Genomic DNA, 16,848 nt, shown 5'->3' with positions numbered 1-16,848 from the left:
GGTGCGGGGAGGGCAGAGCCCTCCCTGCAAAGCCATGACTCTCTCGCCCCTCAACCGCCGCCGCCTCGCCAATTTCCGTGCCAACAGGCGCGGATACTGGTCGCTGTGGATCTTCGCGGCGCTCTTCCTCGTCACCCTCTTCGCCGAGTTCATCGCCAACGACCGCCCGCTGGTCGCGCAGGTGAACGGCCATTGGTACGTGCCGGTGCTGGTCGATTATGCCGAGAGCGACATCCTGGAGGACGGCCTGCCGACCGAGGCCGACTGGCACGATCCCGCGCTGGTCGAGGAGATCGCGCAGAAGGGCTGGATCCTCTGGCCCGCCATTCCCTATGCCTACAACACGGTGGTGAAGGGCCTCGACCAGCCGGCGCCCTCGCCGCCCTCGGCACGCAACTGGCTCGGCACCGACGACCAGGCGCGGGACGTGCTGGCGCGCGTCATCTACGGCTTCCGCATCTCCGTCCTCTTCGGCTTCACGCTCACCATCATCTCCTCCGTCATCGGCATCGCGGCCGGCGCGGTGCAGGGCTTCTATGGCGGGTTGACGGACCTGCTCTTCCAGCGCTTCATCGAGGTCTGGTCTGGCCTGCCGCAGCTCCTGCTGCTGATCATCCTGGCCAGCGTGATCGAGCCGGGCTTCTGGACCCTGCTGATCTTCCTGCTGCTCTTCTCCTGGATGGGGCTGACCGGCGTGGTCCGGGCCGAGTTCCTGCGCGGCCGCAACCTCGACTATGTCCGCGCCGCGCGGGCGCTCGGCGTCTCCGATGCCAGGCTGATGGCGCGGCACATCCTGCCGAATGCCATGGTGGCGACGCTGACCTTCCTGCCCTTCATCCTCTCGGGCTCGGTGACGGTGCTCGCCTCGCTCGACTTCCTCGGCTTCGGCCTGCCGCCGGGCTCGCCCTCGCTCGGGGAACTCCTGTCGCAGGGCAAGAACAACCTGCAGGCCCCCTGGCTCGCCTTCACCGGCTTCGTCGTGCTGGGCGGGGTGCTGACCCTGCTGATCTTCGTGGGAGAGGCCGTGCGCGACGCCTTCGACCCGCGCAAGCTGCCGGGGGGCGGTCGATGAGCCTGCTCACCGTCGAGGACCTCTCCGTCGCCTTCGGCGCCCGGACCGTCGTCCGCGGCGTCTCCTTCGCCGTGAACCCGGGCGAGACGGTGGCGCTGGTCGGCGAGAGCGGCAGCGGCAAGTCCGTCACCGCCCTCTCGACGCTGCGCTTGCTGCCGCCCGGCGGCCACCACCCCACGGGCCGCATCACGCTCGACGGCACCGACGTGCTCGCGGCCGACGAGCGCAGGCTGCAGCACATCCGCGGCGGCGTCGCCGGGATCGTCTTCCAGGAGCCGATGACCTCCCTCAACCCGCTGCACACCATCCTGCGGCAGGTGGGGGAGGCGATCACCCTGCATCGTCCTATGCCCGAGGGTGCCCTGCGCGACCGGGTGCTGCACCTGCTGCACCAGGCCGGGCTGCCGAATGCCGAGGCGCGGCTCAACGCCTATCCGCACCAGCTCTCGGGCGGCCAGCGGCAGCGGGTGATGATCGCCGCGGCGCTCGCCAACGACCCGAAGCTGCTGATCGCGGACGAGCCGACCACGGCGCTCGACGTCACCATCCAGGCGCAGATCCTCGACCTGCTCGGCGACCTCAAGCGCCGCCTCTCCATGGCCATGCTGCTGATCACCCACGACCTGCAGATCGTCCGCCGCCATGCCGACCGCGTGGTGGTCATGAAGGATGGCGAGGCGGTGGAGCAGGGCGCGACGGCCGCCGTCTTCGCCGACCCGCGGCACCCCTATACGCAGATGCTGCTGGCGACCGAGCCGCGCGGCCGCCCCGCGCCGGTGCCCGATGGCGCCAAGCAGGTCGTCCAGGGCGACGCCGTGAAGGTCCACTTCCCGATCCGCCGCGGCGTCCTCCGCCGCACGGTGGGATTCGTGAAGGCGGTGGACGGCGTCAGCCTGACCATCCGGGAAGGCGAGACGGTCGGCCTGGTCGGCGAGAGCGGCAGCGGCAAGACCACGCTCGGCCTCGCCCTGCTGCGGCTGGAAGGCAGCGAGGGGCAGATCCTCTTCGAGGGGCGCGACATCCAGCCCCTCTCCCGCTCCGCGCTCCGGCCGCTGCGGCGGCGCATGCAGATCGTCTTCCAGGACCCCTACGGCTCCCTCTCCCCGCGCCTCTCGGCCGGGGAGATCATCGGCGAGGGGCTGGAGGTGCACGAGCCCGGCCTCACCCGCGCCCGGCGCGCCGCCGCGGTCGCCGGGGCGCTGGCCGAGGTCGGCCTCGATCCCGCGGTCGCCGAGCGCTACCCGCACGAGTTCAGCGGCGGCCAGCGCCAGCGCATCGCCATCGCCCGCGCCCTGGTCCTGAAGCCGCGCCTCGTGGTGCTGGACGAGCCGACCAGCGCCCTCGACGTCTCGGTCCAGGCCCAGGTGGTGGAGCTGCTGCGCGACCTGCAGGCGCGGCACCGTCTGGCCTATCTGTTCATCTCGCACGACCTCCGCGTGGTGCGCGCCCTGGCGCATCGCATCATCGTCCTCAAGGACGGCCAGGTGGTGGAGGAAGGCGAGGCCGAGCGGCTGACAGCCGCCCCGCAACAGCCCTATACCCGCGCCCTCATGGCCGCGGCATTCGATTTGCGTGCTCTCCGCACGACCGACTTGCGCGCGGAGGAAGGGGCGGCGCGCAGGTGACGGAACTCGAGAGGCTGAAGGCGCTGCTGGACCGCGACCAGGTCAAGCTCGGCGTCCATATCCGCGCCATGAACAGCCCGGGCACGCCGGTCTTCCGCGCGACGGAGAACCTCCTGCCGGCGGGCGCCATCCTCCTCCTCTCCTTCGGCGCGACGGCGCTGGTCCATTTCTATCTCGGCGCCGCCATCCTCGCGGTCGGCTGCTGGTGGTGGGTGACGCGGCACCTGCCGAAGGTGAAGGACGGCGTCTTCGACCGCACCTCGGCGCTGGTCCTCTCCGCCGAGCCGCAATTCGATTTCTGGTGGTCGCGCGGCGTGCTCAGCCTCTATGCGAAGCTGCCGGACGGGACGGAGCGCGCGGCGACCCGGCGCGACGACTGGCGCGCCTGGGTTCGGGCCCTGCCCGCGGCGCTGGAGACCCTGCCGGCCGGGCACATGATGCAGGAGCAGTGATGGCCATCCTCCTCTCGACCAAGGCGAATGCGATGCAGGCCTGGCGCGACGCGCTGCTCGCGCTCGACCCGTCGCTCGAGATCCGGCTGTTTCCGGAAGCCGGCGATCCCGCCGATATCGAGGCGGCGGTGGTCTGGACCTCGCACGACATGGCGGAGCTCCGGCGCTACCCGAATCTCAGGCTCATCGTCTCCATGGGCGCGGGCGTCGACCACCTGCTGCGCCCGCCGGGGCCGCCGCCCGGCATCCCGGTCGCCCGCCTGGTGGACCAGCGGCTGACCACGGGCATGACCGAATGGGTCCTGCTGAACGTGCTGCGCTTCCACCGGCAGGACCCGGACTACCGCGCGCAGCAGGCCGCCCGGATCTGGGAGGAGCTGCCGGCGCCCGAGACCAGCGCGCGCCGCATCGGCATCCTCGGCCTGGGCGAGCTCGGCTCGGCCTCCGCCCGGGCGCTCCTCGCGCTCGGCTTCCCCGTCATGGGCTGGTCGCGCCGGCCGAAGGCAATCCCGGGCGTCGAGAGCTTCGACGGTCCCGCCGGGCTCGCGGCCATGCTGCCGCGCACCGACATCCTGGTCTGCCTGCTGCCGCTGACGCCCGACACGCGCGGCATCATCGATGCCCGCGGCCTCGGCCTGCTGCCGCGCGGCGCCTTCCTGGTGAACGGGGCGCGCGGCGGACATGTGGTGCAGCCGGACCTGCTGGCGGCGCTCGATGCGGGCCAGGTCGCCGGCGCCGCGCTCGACGTCTTCGAGCCGGAGCCGCTGCCGGCCGAGCATCCCTTCTGGGGCCATCCGAAGGTGGTGATGACGCCGCATGCGGCCAGCATCACCATCCCGGCCAGCGCCGCGCCGCAGGTCGTCGAGAATCTGCGCCGCGCCCGGGAGGGGAGGCCGCTGCTCAATCTGGTGGATTTCGCCGCCGGCTACTGACCGCACCGGCCGGCAAGGCCCTCACTGCCGCCGGGGCCCCGGCCTAGAACCCAGGACCCCGCCGGCCATCTCAGCTCGCGCGGCGCCCGGCCTCGCTCGAGGCCGGGTCGTTGGCGCTGGCAGTGCTGCTCGGCACCGCGCCCTCGGCCTCGGCCATGATCTGCCGCATGTCGCGCAGGAAGGCGGTGCCCTTCAGCGTCCGCTGCACGATCACGCTGCGGCGGTCCATCGGGTCCACCTTGCGGCGCGCCAGGTCCAGCTCGCCCAGCCGGTCCAGCGCCCGGGTGATCGCCGGCTTGGAGACGTTCAGCTCCGCCGCCAGGCCGCGCACGGTATGCGGTCCGTCGGTCAGGTAGACCGTCAGGAACACGCCGAGCTGGCGTGCCGACAGGTCCGGGCCGTCCCGCCGCACCAGCGCGACAACCGTGTCCCTCAGGATGCCGACCAGTTGGTCGGGGTTGCTCTGTACCGCCATCGCTTCAATCCCCTCGCCCGAAATTGGGCTTCGTGCTCCTGCCGGCGCGGGCCCTTACCCCCGGCCGGCCCAATCCGTTCCACAGGCACTACAGACGGGTAACGCATCCCGCATCAGTGAGAGCCGCTAGCCCCGAAAAGTTTCCACGGCATCTCGTTGTCGTTACCGGCCCGGCCCCGGTATGCCAGCGAACAGAGTCTCGACGGCCCCCGCGACGGCCCGCATGGCCTGCGCCTCGCCCCCTTCGGGCCGCCCCGGCCTGGCGGAGTCGTTCCAGGCATAGACGTCCAGATGCGCCCAGGGCGTAGTCGGCGGGATGAAACGGCGCAAGAACAAACCACCGATGATCGCCCCCGCCATCGGCCGGCTGGACACATTGTTCAAATCCGCAATGGTGCTGTCCAGCCAGGAATCGTAACCACCATGTAACGGCAGCCGCCACAGCGGGTCGGCGGTGCGCTCCCCTGCCCCGAGCAGCGCCGCGGCCAAGGCCTCGTCGGGCGTGAACAGCGCCGGCAGGTCGGGGCCGAGCGCCGCCCGCGCCGCGCCCGTCAGCGTTGCACAATCGATCAGCAGCGCCGGGTCCTGCTCCGCCGCATAGGTGAGCAGATCGGCCAGCACCAGCCGGCCCTCCGCATCGGTATTGCCCACCTCCACCGTCAGCCCGGCGCGGGTGCGCAGCACGTCCATCGGCCGGAAGGCATTGCCCGCGACCGCGTTCTCCACCGCGCCCACCAGCACCAGCAGCCGCACCGGCAGGCCGGCGCGCATCACCATCTCCGCGATGCCCAGCACGATCGCCGCGCCGCCCATGTCCTTCTTCATGCGCAGCATGGAGGAGGCGGGCTTGAGGTCGAGGCCGCCGCTGTCGAAGCACACGCCCTTGCCGCAGAGCGCGACCAGCGGCGCATCCGGCACGCCCCATTCCAGCACCGCGACCCGCGGGGCGCGCGGGCTGGCCTGGCCCACCGCGGCGAGCGCCGGGAAACCCTCCTGCAGGGCGGCGCCGGCGATGATGGTGCAGCGCGCGCCATAGACCGTGGCGAGGTTCTGCGTGGCCTGGGCGAGTTCCGCCGGGCCCATCAGGTTGGCCGGGGCATTGATCAGGTCCCGCACCCGCCAGGCCGCCTCGGCCGCGTGCTGCGACCGCTCCGTCCCCGGGGGCGCCCGCAGCCGGGCCGGCGCGCGGGAGGCCGCCTTGAATCGGGCGTAGCGATAGGCGCCGAGGCACCAGCCCAGCACGGCCTCCTCGACCAGTGCCTCCTCCGCCAGGTGCCAGGCGCTGCCGGCGGGCAGGGCATTGGCCAGGCCGCCGAAGGACCAGGGCGTGGCCGGGCCTTCCCCGAGGCCGAGCACCGCGCCGGTGATGCCGCCGCCGCCCGGCAGCAGCCGCACCTCCTGCGCCTTGGCCGCGAAGCCCGAGGCGTCGAGGAAGCCTGCCGCCCCCGCCGGCAGCCGCGCGCGCAGGGCCTCCAGGCCCTCGGGCGTCACGCAGTGGAGCGGCAGGGTGGCGGCGTCCGGCGCCGCGAGGCAATCGAGCATCAGGCGATGTCCTGGCATGCCGGCCTCCGGCCGGCCCGGCACGGTGCCGCGACGCCGGACGACCGACGAAATACTTCCGCGGCTTTCATGCACGACTTTCCATGGACAAGTTTGGCAATTTTCATGCCGCCTGCCGGGTATCTTGTCCAGCACTCTCGCGCGGCGGGGCATCCATGATGCCGAGATGCGCCTCGATCGCCGGCACCGGGCAGGGCGCGGCGGGCGGCACCAAGCCGCGCCAGGCCTCGACCCCGGGCAGGCGACCGGGGTTCCGGCGTATCAATTCCGTCTTCAGGTAGGGAAATCCGAGACGCCGCACCAGCGCGCGCCAGAAATGATGCGTCGGGTTCAGCGGCTGGGACAGCAGAAGTGCCTCGCGCGCCGCCGGCGCGAGCGATTCGAGCCCGGCGAGCGCCGGGTGCGAGCGGGCGAGCTGCGCCCGCTCCGCCGCATCGGCCAGGCTCGCCGCGACCAGCCGGCGATAGCCGAAGAGCGCCGAGACCGGATGGCCGCGGCGGCGCATCCAGCGCGCGAGCCGTAATTCGCCCCGGTTCACCACCAGCCACTTCGAATGGCTCATGCGCATGGCGGCGAGGAAGCCGAAGAGGTCGTCCACCGCCGTCCGGCCGCGGGCGAGCAGGAAGTAGCTCTGCAGATGCGGGCCGCCCTGCAGGCTCTCGGTCAGGCCGACGAAGCCGTCGCCGCCGGCGCGCATGGCGGCGAGCATCGGCGCGAAGGGCCGGATCGGGCCGAGCACGCTGTCATTGGCCAGCAGCAGTTCCGTCGCCTCGGGCCAGCGCCGGCGCGCCTCCGCCGCCAGGTCCTGCCAAGCGCCGAAGTCGCGGGCGAAATTCCGCCGCTGCGCGACCAGGGCGCAGTGCTGCCGCGCCGCCTGCCAGTCGGCCTCGGGCACGAAGGGTGCCATGGTGATGAAGACGATGGCGAAGCCGCCCTCGGCGAGCAGCGCAAGCTGGCGGCGCACCATCTCGGAGATCAGGCCCGAGGCGGCGAAATGGACGTAGAGCGCGACCGCGGCGGCGTCGGGCCGCGGGTTCCGCCCCTCCTCCAGCCGCAGCAGGGGCGGGGCGCCGCCGCGGAGCCGGCGCAGCAGGTCGCGCGGCAGGGCCCCCGCGATCTCCAGCGCCACCTCGCCGGCGCGCCAGGCCAGCCGGCGCCAGGTGCCCGCGGTGCTGTAGCCGTGCAGGGCGCGGCGCAGGCCGGGCCGGCCCGACTCGAGCGGCGTCAGGCGATAGGGGGGGTCGGGCGGCGCGGTCATGCGGCGCCGCGGGCAGACATCATGCAGGCGATTCCATCGGTGACGGGCGGCACGAACCCGACCGTCCCTGGCGACCGGACGGTGGCGCCGTCTAAGCAGGCTTTCGCGGGCTGGGCCACAGGTCCTGCGGCCCAAGCCCCTGAGATGAAAGCCTGCCTATGATTCTTGTGCGGCGCAAACCCCGGGGGTTTACCGGGAGCGGATCGCCCGAGGGTGGAATCGGCCGCAGGCGCGACCCTGTCGGCGCCGTCCCCCGCGTGATGCCCCATGGCGGGATCCATGCATGAACATCCTGTGATTGCAGGTGGGCCGGACTGCATCTTTTCAAGGAGTTGGCGCGTCGATGACCTTCCCGCACCCCCAGCCCCATGACTTCCGGGTTCTATACCGGGAATGGGCCGCCTAATCAGGCCAGAAATGGACCTGTTACGACAACGGCTGCACCGTGCCTGGCGCGATGTCTGGGACCGGCTGCCCGATGAGCTCCTGCCGCTCCGGCTTCGCCTCGCCGTGCTGGCCCGGCGGGTGATGGGGGGGCCGCCCACGGGGCGCTACGACCCGGAAGACCGGCGCGGCTATGCCGCCTGGCTGCTGCGCCACGACCGCCTGGGCGCGGCGGACCACGCCGCCATCCAGGCGCATATCGCGGCGATGCCGGCGGGACCGCTGATCTCGCTCGCCATGCCGGTCGGGCCCGGCATCGCGCAGGCGCGGCTCGACCGCGCCATCGAGTCCGTCGCCCGGCAGGCCTGGCCGCGCTGGGAACTGTGCGTCGCGCTCGACCCGGCCGCGGCGCCGCAGATCCGGCAGCGGCTGCGGGGCATCGCGGCGAAGGAGCCGCGGCTGCGGCTGTTCGAGGCCGGAGCGGGTCCCGCGACCGGCCTCGCCAGGGCCGCTTTCGACCTGGCGCGCGGCGACTGGGTGGCGGCCATGGCGCCGGATGCGCGGCTGGCGCCGCAGGCCCTCTACGAGGTCGCCGCGGCGGTCCTGGCCGAACCCGACCTTGCCGTGCTCTACACCGACGAGGACCGGCTGGATGCCGCCGGGACGCGCTTCGATGCGCGGTTCAAGCCGGAATTCGATCCGGACCTCCTGCTCGGCCAGGACCTGCTCGGCCACCTCGCGGTCTACCGGCGCGCGCTGCTGGCGGACCTCGGCGGGCTGCGGGAGGCGATGGGCACGGCCGCGGCGCATGACCTGGCGCTGCGCGCCACCCGGGCGGCGGGCGCGGCGCGGGTGCGGCACATCCCGGCCCTGCTCTACCACGGCGGGGAGGATCCGCCGCCCGATCCGGCGGCGCATCTCCGTGCGGTCGCGGCGGCGCTGGCCGAGGCGGGGCTCGGGGCGCGGGCCGAGCCGGCGCCGCTGCTGCCCGGCGGCGTGCGGGTGGTCTGGCCGGTGCCGGAGCCGGCGCCGACCGTTTCCGTCATCCTGCCCACGCGCGACCGGGCGGCGCTGCTCGCGGCCTGCGCCGAGGGCCTGCTGCACCGGACGGACTACCCGGCGCTCGAGGTCATCATCGTCGACAACGGCAGCGAGGAGCCGGAGACGCTGGCGCTGTTCGACCGGCTGCGGGCGGACCCGCGGGTGCGCATCCTGCCGGTGCCGGGGCCCTTCAACTACTCGGCGCTCAACAACCGCGCGGCGGCCGAGGCACGGGGCGAGATCCTGCTGCTGCTGAACAACGACATCGAGGTGATCGAGCCGGGCTGGCTGCGCGAGATGGTCGGCCATGCGGTCCGCCCGGAGGTCGGCGCGGTGGGCGCCAAGCTGCTCTACGGCGACGGCAGGCTGCAGCATGGCGGCGTGGTGACGGGGGTGGGCGGCGTGGCCGACCACTACCTGCCGCGGGTGGCGCGCGAGGATCCGGGCTATGGCGGCTCGCTCGCCCTGGTGCGGGAGGTGGCGGCGGCGACCGCCGCCTGCCTCGCGCTGCGGCGGGAGGTGTTCGAGGCGGTGGGCGGGCTCGACGAGCAGGACCTGACGGTCGCCTTCAACGACGTCGATCTCTGCCTGAAGATCCGCGGGAAGGGCTGGCGCATCCTCTGGACGCCCTTCGCCGAACTCTACCACCTCGAGAGCGCCTCGCGCGGGCAGGATGTCAGCCCGGAGAAGGCGCGGCGCTTCGCCGGCGAGATCGCGACGATGAAGCGGCGCTGGGGCCCGGTGCTGGCGGCGGATCCCTTCTACAGCCCCTGGCTGAGCCTCGATGGCGCGCATGGGGCCCTGGCCCGCAGGCCGCGGCGGGTGCCGCCCTGGGCACCCTGGATCGGCCTCAGCCCCGCGCCGCCAGCCAGGCCGCCGCGGCCGCAACCGATGGCAGCACCAGCGTCCCCGGCGGCGCCCGTGCCGCCAGCGCCGGGTCCGCGCTGAGGAGGATGCCGGTCCCGACCCCGGCGCGGCGGCCGGCCTCCATGTCCCGCAGCCCGTCGCCGACCAGGATGGAGCCGGCGAGGTCGAGGCCGAGCGCCGCGGCGGCGTCGCGGATCATGCCGGGGCCGGGCTTGCGGCGGTCGCTGTCGCGGCGATAGGGGCCGATGCCCTCGCTGGGGTGGTCGGGGCAGAATTCGATGCGGGCGAGCGGCGTGCCGCGGGCGGCGAATTCCCCGGCGACCCAGGCCATGAGGGCGTGGAAGGCGGCCTCTTCATAGAGGCCGCGGCCGATGCCGGACTGGTTGGTAACGACGACGAGCGCGAGGCCCTGGCGCGTGGCGGCGGCGGCGAGGTCGAAGATGCCGGGGAGGAAGACGAAGTCCTCCCGCCGGTGGACATAGCCGCGGTCCTCGTTGATGACGCCGTCGCGGTCGAGGAAGAGGGCGCGGCGCATCGGGGGACCAGCGGGCGCGGGCGCGCCGCCGCTCACGGCTGGCGGGGGAAGAGGCGCCGCTCGATCGCCGCGCAGATGATGTGGCCGGCGACCTCATGCGCCTCCTGGATCCGCGGCGTCGCCTCGGACGGCGCGCGCAGCAGCAGGTCGCAGAGCGCGGGCATGTCGCCGCCGCCCGCGCCGGTGAAGCCGACCGTCGCCATCCCCTTCGCCCGCGCGGCGCGCAGCGCCGCCAGCACATTGGGCGAGCGGCCGGAGGTGGAGAGGGCGAGGAGCACGTCGCCCGCCGCGCCCAGCGCCTCCACCTGCCGGGCAAAGACCCGCTCATAGCCATAGTCGTTGCCGATGGCCGTCAGGATGGAGCTGTCGGTCGTCAGCGCGATGGCGGCGAGGCCCGGCCGGTCGTAGTGGAAGCGCGAGACCAGTTCGGCCGCCCAGTGCTGCGCATCCGCCGCGCTGCCGCCATTGCCGCAGAGCAGCAGCTTGCGCCCGGCCGCCAGCGCGCCGCAGGCGAGGTCGACGATGCCGGCGATGACGCCGGTCGCCGCCTCGTCCGCGGCGAGGCGCTGCAGGGTCGCGGCGGAGTCGAGGATGGCGGCGCGGATCTCGGTGCTCATCGGGGGCCTTCGGGGCTGCCGGCGCTGTGTAGGCGATGCGCGACGAGGATGCATCGGGCTGCGCCGCCGGCTCGCCTTCTCCCGCCATGCGCTGCGACCGGTGCCGTGCCTATCCCAGCGGGTCGGTGAAGAAGACCGGCGGCGGCCCGCCCTCGCCGAGGCGCTCCAGCGTCGCGGCCGCGGCATCCATCGCCTCGCGGATGGTCACGTCCATGTCGAGGTAGCGGTAGGTTCCGAGCCTCCCGAGGAAGGAGATGCCCCGCGTCCGCCGCGCCAGCGCGACATAGTCGGACAGCATGCGCGTCTCGGCGACCAGCCGGATCGGGTAGTAGGGCGTGTCGCCCGGCCCGGCGAGGCGGCTGCGCTCGCGGAAGCAGACCGTCCGTGCGAAGCGCGCGGCCTCCCAGGGCGCGAAGTGCTTGTGCTCGGAGATGCGGGTCCAGGGCACCGCCTCGTCGCAGTAGTTCATGACAGCCGTGCCCTGGAAGTCGCCCTCGGCGCGGATCTCCTCGAAGTCGAGTGTGCGGTAGCCCAGCCGGCCGAGGCGGTAGTCGAAGAAGCGGTCGAGCGGGCCGGTGTAGAAGACATGCGCCACGTCCTCGGCCAGGTCCTCGAAGCGGCAGCCGAGGCGGAGCGCGATGCCGGGCGCGTCGAGGATGCGGGCGACGAGGGCGGTATAGCCTTCCTCGGGCATGCCCTGGTGCGGGTGGCTGAAGTAGTTGTCGTCGTAGGAGAAGCGCAGCGGCAGGCGCTTCAGGATCGCCGCCGGCAGCGCGGTCGGCTCGAGCCCCCATTGCTTGCGGGTATAGCCGCGGAAGAAGGCGCGGTAGAGCGCCTCGCCCACCATCGACAGCGCCTGCTCCTCGAAATTGGCCGGCGCCGTGATGTCGCCCCGGGCCTGGGCGGCGATGAAGGCGCGCGCCTCCGCCGGGCCCATGGTGGTGCCGAAGAACTGGTTGATCGTGTGCAGGTTGACCGGCAGCGAGTAGACCCGCCCGCCGCTGACCGCCTTCACCCGGTTCACATAGGGCATCATGCGGCCGAAGCGGTTGACGTAGTCCCAGACCTCCCGGTCGGCGGTGTGGAAGATGTGCGGGCCGTAGCGGTGCAGCAGGATGCCACTCTCGGCGTCCCGCTCGGTATGGCAGTTGCCCGCCATGTGCCGCCGCTCGTCCACCACCAGAACAAAATGGCCCGCCTCGGCCAGCCGGCGCGCCAGGACCGCGCCGCTGAAACCCGCACCCACGACAAGAAAACGCATCGACGCCCCATCCCGGCTCGCGCCGCCAGGGCCGCTGCCCGGGCCCGCGCGGCTTCAGCGTGCGGGATGGTCGTCGGATACGCGCCGCGGCGCGCACACTCGCGTCAAAGACCGGCCGGCGGCCGGCCCTGCGCGAATCAGTCGTCGGTGCCCTCGGCCAGAGCGGAGAGCGCGGCGAAGTTCACCAGCTCGACCCGGTGGTGCACCGGCTCGCGGATCCAGCCGCGCTTGCGGAAGGCGGTCAGGCTGCGGCTGACCGTCTCGAGCGTCAGGCCGAGGAAATCGGCGATGTCCGACCGGGTCATCGGCATCTCGAGCACGCTGCAGGGCCGGTTGCGGCGCCGGCTGGCCTCGACCAGCGAGAGCAGGAAGGCGGCGACCCGCGCCTCGGCCGAGCGGCGGCCGACGGTGACGAGCTGCTCCTGCGTCGCCGTCAGCTCCTGCACGCAGAGGTCGAGCATCCGCCGCTCCAGCGTCGGGTAGCGCCGGAGCAGGGCATCGAGCTGCCCGCGATCCAGCCGGCAGAGGCGGCTCTCGGTCAGCAGCTCCGCATCAAAGGGATAGGTCGGCAGGGTGGTGTAGCCGATCACGTCGCCGGCGAAGCGGAAGCCGACCACCTGCTGCTTGCCGTCCGGCAGCAGCCGGGTGAGCTTGGCGAAGCCATCGACCAGGGTGAAGATCCTGCCGGCGGGATCGCCCTCCCGGAAGACCGCCGCGTGCGCAGGCATGGTCATCTGCTGCGCCTCGCTCGAGATCTCGTCCAGCGCCGCGGAGTCGAGCGGCTGGCACAGCCCGGCAACCCGGCTGCCACAGCGGTCGCAGACCTGCGCCGCGGCGGCGAGCTCGGTCTGGCGGGGGGCATCGAACGGGTTCAAGGGCGTCTCCGATCCTCCCGGCCAGGATAGTGTAGCCGACCTGCCAGATACAAGCCGGCGGTGCGGGTCGGGGATGGCGCTGCATCCCCGCGATACGCGCATGCCGCACGATAGTCCAGCCCTGTTGCAGCGCGGCCCCGGTCGGGGCCGCGCCGCCCCCGCGCCGGCCTCAGCTCGGGGTGACCACCAGCGCCGCCGGGTTGACCGTGACGGTGCCGGCGGCGCTCACCGCGGCGGGCTGCGCCAGGGCCGACCAGGTCAGCGGATTGCCGCCGCTCGCCGCATCGAACAGGCCGACATGGGTCAGCGTCCCCGCCGCGGCGGTGAAGGTGAAGCGCACCGCATCGGTATTCTGCTGCGCGCCGGTGCCGGTGAAGGTCACGCGCTGGCGGGCATAGCCATTGCCCGCGGGTTCGCCGGTCAGGCCGGTGCTGTCGCTGCCGCCGGTGCCGAGGCCGAGGAAGACCTGGCTGGGCAGCGCCGGCACCCGGGCGCAGAGCGCGCGGCCGAGCAGGTTCTTCGCGTAGTCGGTCAGGTCGGGCATGCCTCTCTCCTGTCACTGGGGGGATGGGTCGGGGATCGCGGGGCCGCGCGGCCCCGCGGCGTCAGGCGTCCTCGGCATCCGGGAACCAGAGGACGCCGTCCTCGGCCGGGCAGGCGCGGGCCGCGGCGTAGAGCGCGGCGGTGGTCACGGCGTGCAGGTCGGGCAGGCCGAGCTGCGCCGCCGTCAACCGGTAGGCGATGGAGGGCAGCGGCGCCTTGCCGGCCTCGCGCGCCTCCCGGCTCGGGTAGCCGCCGAGGCGGAACTCGGCGACGCCGGCGCCGTGGTCGATCTGGCAATGGGTCAGGCGCCAGTAGGCGGCGAGGAAGCCGGTATTGCGGATCTCGATGGGCTTGATGAGGGCCATGGGGATCTCCCTGCGGGGTCGGGGACGCGGTCAGAGCCGCCGCGCGACGCAGACCGGCGAGCCGGGCGAGGCGGCCGAACGGGTGAGGTCGGTGGCGGCGATGGTCGCGGGCAGCGTGACGGCGCCGCTGCTCCAGGTGAGCGCGGTGGTGCGGGCCAGCCGGGCGAAGCCGGCCGTCGCCGCCAGCAGGTTGGTGCTGGGCAGCCCGCCGCTCTCGTCCTGGCCGATGAAGGGCTGCATGCCGCCGCCATTGGCGGTGCCAGCATTCCAGGTCATCACCGTGGGCGTGCCGTCGAAGGTGCTGGCGATCCAGAGCAGCGTGGGCTGCGTCAGCGCGATGGCGGTGCCCGGCGTCAGGACCAGCATGCCGGCGACGGCGGTCGAGCCGACACCCGTCTCGCTGCCGGCGACCAGGGTGAACTGGCTGCCGGCGGCGTCCCAGCGATAGGCGCCGAGCTTGCAGTTGCCGGTGGCCGCGGTGGAGATGCGCAGCCCGAGGCGGTCGAGCGTCATCGCCTCCTGGATCGGCAGCGGCGAGAGGAGGAGCGTGTTGGCGGGGATCGCCAGGCCGACGATGTTGGTGAAGGGCGGCGACAGCCATTTCTGGCTCTGCACCACCGGCGCCGGCAGGCTGGCGCTGCCCGCGCCATAGCCCTGCGAGCGGACCCAGGCGGTGGTGGCGATGGCCGTGCTGTTGTCGGCCAGCGCCGGCGTGGGCGCGGTCGGGGCGCCGGTGAAGGCCGGCGAGGCCAGCGGCGCGACGCCCGCGACATCGACCGTGGTCAGCGTGATCGCGCCGGTCCGCCCCGCCACGGACTGGACGGGCGAGGCCGCCGCGGCCGCCGTTGCGAAGCCGCCGATATCGGCCGTGGTCAACGTCACCGCGCCCGTCCGGCCCGCCACCGAGGCAACCGGTGCGGCCGCCGCCGCCGCCGTCGCGAAGCCGCCGATGTCCGTCGTGGTCAGCGTCACCGCGCCCGTCCGGCCCGCCACCGAGGCGACCGGCGCCGCTGCCGCCGCCGCCGTCGCGAAGCCGCCGATATCGGCCGTCGACAGCGTTACCGCACCCGTCCGACCCGCCACCGAGGCGACCGGTGCCGCCGCCGCGGCCGCCGCCGCGAAGCCGCCGATGTCCGTCGTGGTGAGCGTCACCGCGCCCGTCCGGCCCGCCACCGAGGCGACCGGTGCGGCCGCCGCCGCCGCCGTCGCGAAGCCGCCGATGTCCGTCGTGGTCAGCGTCACGTCGCCGGTCCGGCCGGCGACGCTGGTGACGGTGGGCGCGCCGGCGCCGCCGAAGCCGTTGATGTAGCCCTGCGCCCGCACCCAGGCCGTGGTCGCGACCGCGCTGGAGGTATCCCCGGCCGCCGGCGCGACGGTGCGCAGCAGCCCGCCCCCCTTGGCGGTGACCCAGAGGTCGATATTGGCGTCCGCCCCCTGCGCCTGCACCGAGACGGCGCTGCCGGAGCCGCCGCCGAAGACGGCCAGGCGATTGGCGCCGCCGATCGGCGTCGCCACCTCCAGCGCATGGCCGCCGGGCGGCGCGCCGAGCTGGATGGCACTGGCGGTCGCGCGCAGGATCTCCGTCCCGCCGGCCGAGGCGGAGAGGGCGCCGCCGAAGGGCTGGAACAGGCCGGTATCCGGCGCGCCGACGGTCACGCCCGGCCGCGCGCCGCGGCCGGCCGGCCCGCCCGCGGAGAGGCCGCCATTGGTATCGGTATTGACCAGCGGGCCGCCATTGCCGGCCTCGAGCAGCGGCGGGCTGCCGAGATAGACGGCATTCGGCGTGGCGCCGCCGCTATCGCCGAGGAAGATCGCGGGCGAGCCGTTGTTGCGGTAGTTGTACCGCACGCAGCGCAGCGAGAAGATGTCGAGCCGGTTGTTCGCGCCATAGAGCCGGATGGCGCTGTCCTCGACCGCGTCGATGCGCAGGTTGCCGGCCTGCACGCGCGTGTTGGAGGCGTTGACCAGCAGCCCGACGCCGCCCGCGAGCGGCGCGCCGCCGGCGTTGAAGATCTCGCCCTGGTGGGTGAAGTTGGCGATCTGGCCGTCGGTGCCGTCAGCCTCGATCACCACGCCGTACTGGGTGAAGTCGGTATAGGCCTGGCCGATGTAGAACTTCGTCGTATTGCCGGCGGCCGAGCCGGAGAAGCGGAACATGCTGCGGTAGCCGAGGGCGAAGGCCTGGTCGATGAAGACGCCGTCGCAGCGGCGGAAGACCATGGCGTCGCCATTGGCCTGCTGCCAGCGGACGACGTTGTTGTTGCCCGACCAGAAGGGCCAGAGATGCACGCTGTGGATGCGCGGGATGTCGTAGCACTGGTCGATCTCGACACCGGTCGTGAAGACCTGGCCGCGCAGCCGCCGGATGTCGAGGCGGCCGGAGTTGCGGGCGTAGATGCCGCGGTTGACGTTGGCCAGGAAGAGATTGTCGAAATCGACGCCGCCGAAGCAGTCCTCCACCCGGAAGACGAAGTCGTAATTGGTCGGCGCCCAGCTGGCGTCCTGCGCCGCGCCATGGACCTGCGTGACGCCGATGTCGCGCACGGCGGAGCCGCGGGCAACGTCGCCGCTGAAGCTGAAGGGCGTGAAGCCGGTGCCGTCGATGCGCAGCCAGGTGCCCTGGCCAGGCCCGAAGCCCTCGGTGAAGCCGGCGCCCTGGAAGCGGATGGTGGCGCCGTTGACGCTGACCGGGGAAGCGATGCGGTAGACCCGCGGGCCGAAGCTCAGCGTGCCGCCGCCCTTCCCCTTCAGGTCGTTGATCGCGGCCTGGATGGCCGGCGCGTCGTTGGCGACGCCGTCGCCGACCGCGCCGTAGTCCCGCACATGCGCCCCGCGATCGGCCAGCACGGCGGTGCGGAGCTGGGAGACGGTGGCGCGGCGCGTCTCGAGGGTGGTGCCGCTGGATTGCACCAGTGGCGCGAGATCCGCATCACCGGGCGTGGCGGCGGCGGGCAGCTCGCTGATCCTGACGTCGGGCATCGGGCTC

15 protein-coding genes are annotated in these 16,848 nt (G+C 73.2%); 5 read left to right on the top strand and 10 right to left on the bottom strand.

The features are described from left to right. Nucleotides 1-34: 34 nt before the first annotated feature. Genes Q7A36_RS11855 through Q7A36_RS11840 form a run of 4 tightly spaced genes read left to right on the top strand, consistent with a single transcriptional unit; the run spans nt 35 to nt 4,081 of the window. Nucleotides 35-1,072, top strand: coding sequence for an ABC transporter permease (locus Q7A36_RS11855; RefSeq protein ID WP_305103903.1), 1,038 nt, complete (start codon nt 35-37; stop codon nt 1,070-1,072). Continuing rightward, nucleotides 1,069-2,697, top strand: coding sequence for an ABC transporter ATP-binding protein (locus tag Q7A36_RS11850; RefSeq protein ID WP_305103902.1), 1,629 nt, complete (start codon nt 1,069-1,071; stop codon nt 2,695-2,697). The genes Q7A36_RS11855 and Q7A36_RS11850 overlap by 4 nt, the downstream gene beginning before the upstream one ends. After that, complete coding sequence (locus tag Q7A36_RS11845; RefSeq protein ID WP_305103901.1) at nt 2,694-3,149, top strand: hypothetical protein; 456 nt, start codon at nt 2,694-2,696, stop codon at nt 3,147-3,149. The genes Q7A36_RS11850 and Q7A36_RS11845 overlap by 4 nt, the downstream gene beginning before the upstream one ends. Further along, complete coding sequence (locus Q7A36_RS11840) at nt 3,149-4,081, top strand: 2-hydroxyacid dehydrogenase (RefSeq protein WP_305103900.1); 933 nt, start codon at nt 3,149-3,151, stop codon at nt 4,079-4,081. Before Q7A36_RS11845 ends, Q7A36_RS11840 begins: the two co-directional genes overlap by 1 nt. Nucleotides 4,082-4,151: 70 nt before the next feature. On the opposite strand, the gene Q7A36_RS11835 is transcribed toward Q7A36_RS11840, so the two are convergent. From Q7A36_RS11835 to Q7A36_RS11825, 3 genes are all read right to left on the bottom strand, one after another. Beyond that, nucleotides 4,152-4,556, bottom strand: a complete 405-nt coding sequence (locus Q7A36_RS11835) for a MarR family transcriptional regulator (RefSeq protein WP_305103899.1) — start codon at nt 4,554-4,556, stop codon at nt 4,152-4,154. 162 nt (nt 4,557-4,718) lie between these two features. Further along, nucleotides 4,719-6,116 (bottom strand): leucyl aminopeptidase family protein, encoded by a 1,398-nt coding sequence (locus Q7A36_RS11830; protein WP_305103898.1) that lies wholly within the window; start codon nt 6,114-6,116, stop codon nt 4,719-4,721. A 103-nt stretch (nt 6,117-6,219) separates the two neighbouring features. Further along, on the bottom strand, nt 6,220-7,374 hold the full coding sequence (locus Q7A36_RS11825) for a hypothetical protein (RefSeq protein WP_305103897.1): 1,155 nt from the start codon (nt 7,372-7,374) through the stop codon (nt 6,220-6,222). A gap of 417 nt (nt 7,375-7,791) precedes the next feature. Between Q7A36_RS11825 and Q7A36_RS11820 the strand changes: the two genes are divergently transcribed. Then, complete coding sequence (locus tag Q7A36_RS11820) at nt 7,792-9,747, top strand: glycosyltransferase family 2 protein (protein WP_305103896.1); 1,956 nt, start codon at nt 7,792-7,794, stop codon at nt 9,745-9,747. On the opposite strand, the gene Q7A36_RS11815 is transcribed toward Q7A36_RS11820, so the two are convergent. From Q7A36_RS11815 to Q7A36_RS11785, 7 genes are all read right to left on the bottom strand, one after another. Then, nucleotides 9,650-10,201: a D-glycero-alpha-D-manno-heptose-1,7-bisphosphate 7-phosphatase gene (locus Q7A36_RS11815; protein WP_305103895.1), complete on the bottom strand. Its 552-nt coding sequence runs from the start codon at nt 10,199-10,201 to the stop codon at nt 9,650-9,652. The two genes, Q7A36_RS11820 and Q7A36_RS11815, sit on opposite strands and share 98 nt — an antisense overlap. Before the next feature lie 32 nt (nt 10,202-10,233). Continuing rightward, the gene (locus Q7A36_RS11810; protein ID WP_305103894.1) at nt 10,234-10,818 is read right to left on the bottom strand and encodes a D-sedoheptulose 7-phosphate isomerase; all 585 of its coding nucleotides are present in this window, start codon (nt 10,816-10,818) and stop codon (nt 10,234-10,236) included. 109 nt (nt 10,819-10,927) lie between these two features. Further along, complete coding sequence (gene glf, locus Q7A36_RS11805; RefSeq protein WP_305103893.1) at nt 10,928-12,079, bottom strand: UDP-galactopyranose mutase; 1,152 nt, start codon at nt 12,077-12,079, stop codon at nt 10,928-10,930. A 137-nt stretch (nt 12,080-12,216) separates the two neighbouring features. Continuing rightward, nucleotides 12,217-12,954, bottom strand: coding sequence for a Crp/Fnr family transcriptional regulator (locus tag Q7A36_RS11800; protein ID WP_305103892.1), 738 nt, complete (start codon nt 12,952-12,954; stop codon nt 12,217-12,219). Between the two features lie 169 nt (nt 12,955-13,123). Further along, complete coding sequence (locus Q7A36_RS11795) at nt 13,124-13,498, bottom strand: phage tail fiber protein (protein ID WP_305103891.1); 375 nt, start codon at nt 13,496-13,498, stop codon at nt 13,124-13,126. Between the two features lie 61 nt (nt 13,499-13,559). After that, nucleotides 13,560-13,862 carry a hypothetical protein gene (locus Q7A36_RS11790; protein ID WP_305103890.1) on the bottom strand — a complete coding sequence of 101 codons (303 nt, stop codon included), beginning with the start codon at nt 13,860-13,862 and terminating at the stop codon, nt 13,560-13,562. A gap of 30 nt (nt 13,863-13,892) precedes the next feature. Then, the gene (locus Q7A36_RS11785) at nt 13,893-16,841 is read right to left on the bottom strand and encodes a glycosyl hydrolase family 28-related protein (protein ID WP_305103889.1); all 2,949 of its coding nucleotides are present in this window, start codon (nt 16,839-16,841) and stop codon (nt 13,893-13,895) included. Nucleotides 16,842-16,848: the final 7 nt, after the last annotated feature.

The organism is Paracraurococcus lichenis (assembly GCF_030657435.1).
Taxonomy (GTDB): Bacteria; Pseudomonadota; Alphaproteobacteria; order Acetobacterales; family Acetobacteraceae; genus Paracraurococcus; species Paracraurococcus lichenis.
The sequence above is the reverse complement of the archived record's forward strand: the minus strand, read 5'-3'. Positions and strand labels throughout refer to the sequence as shown.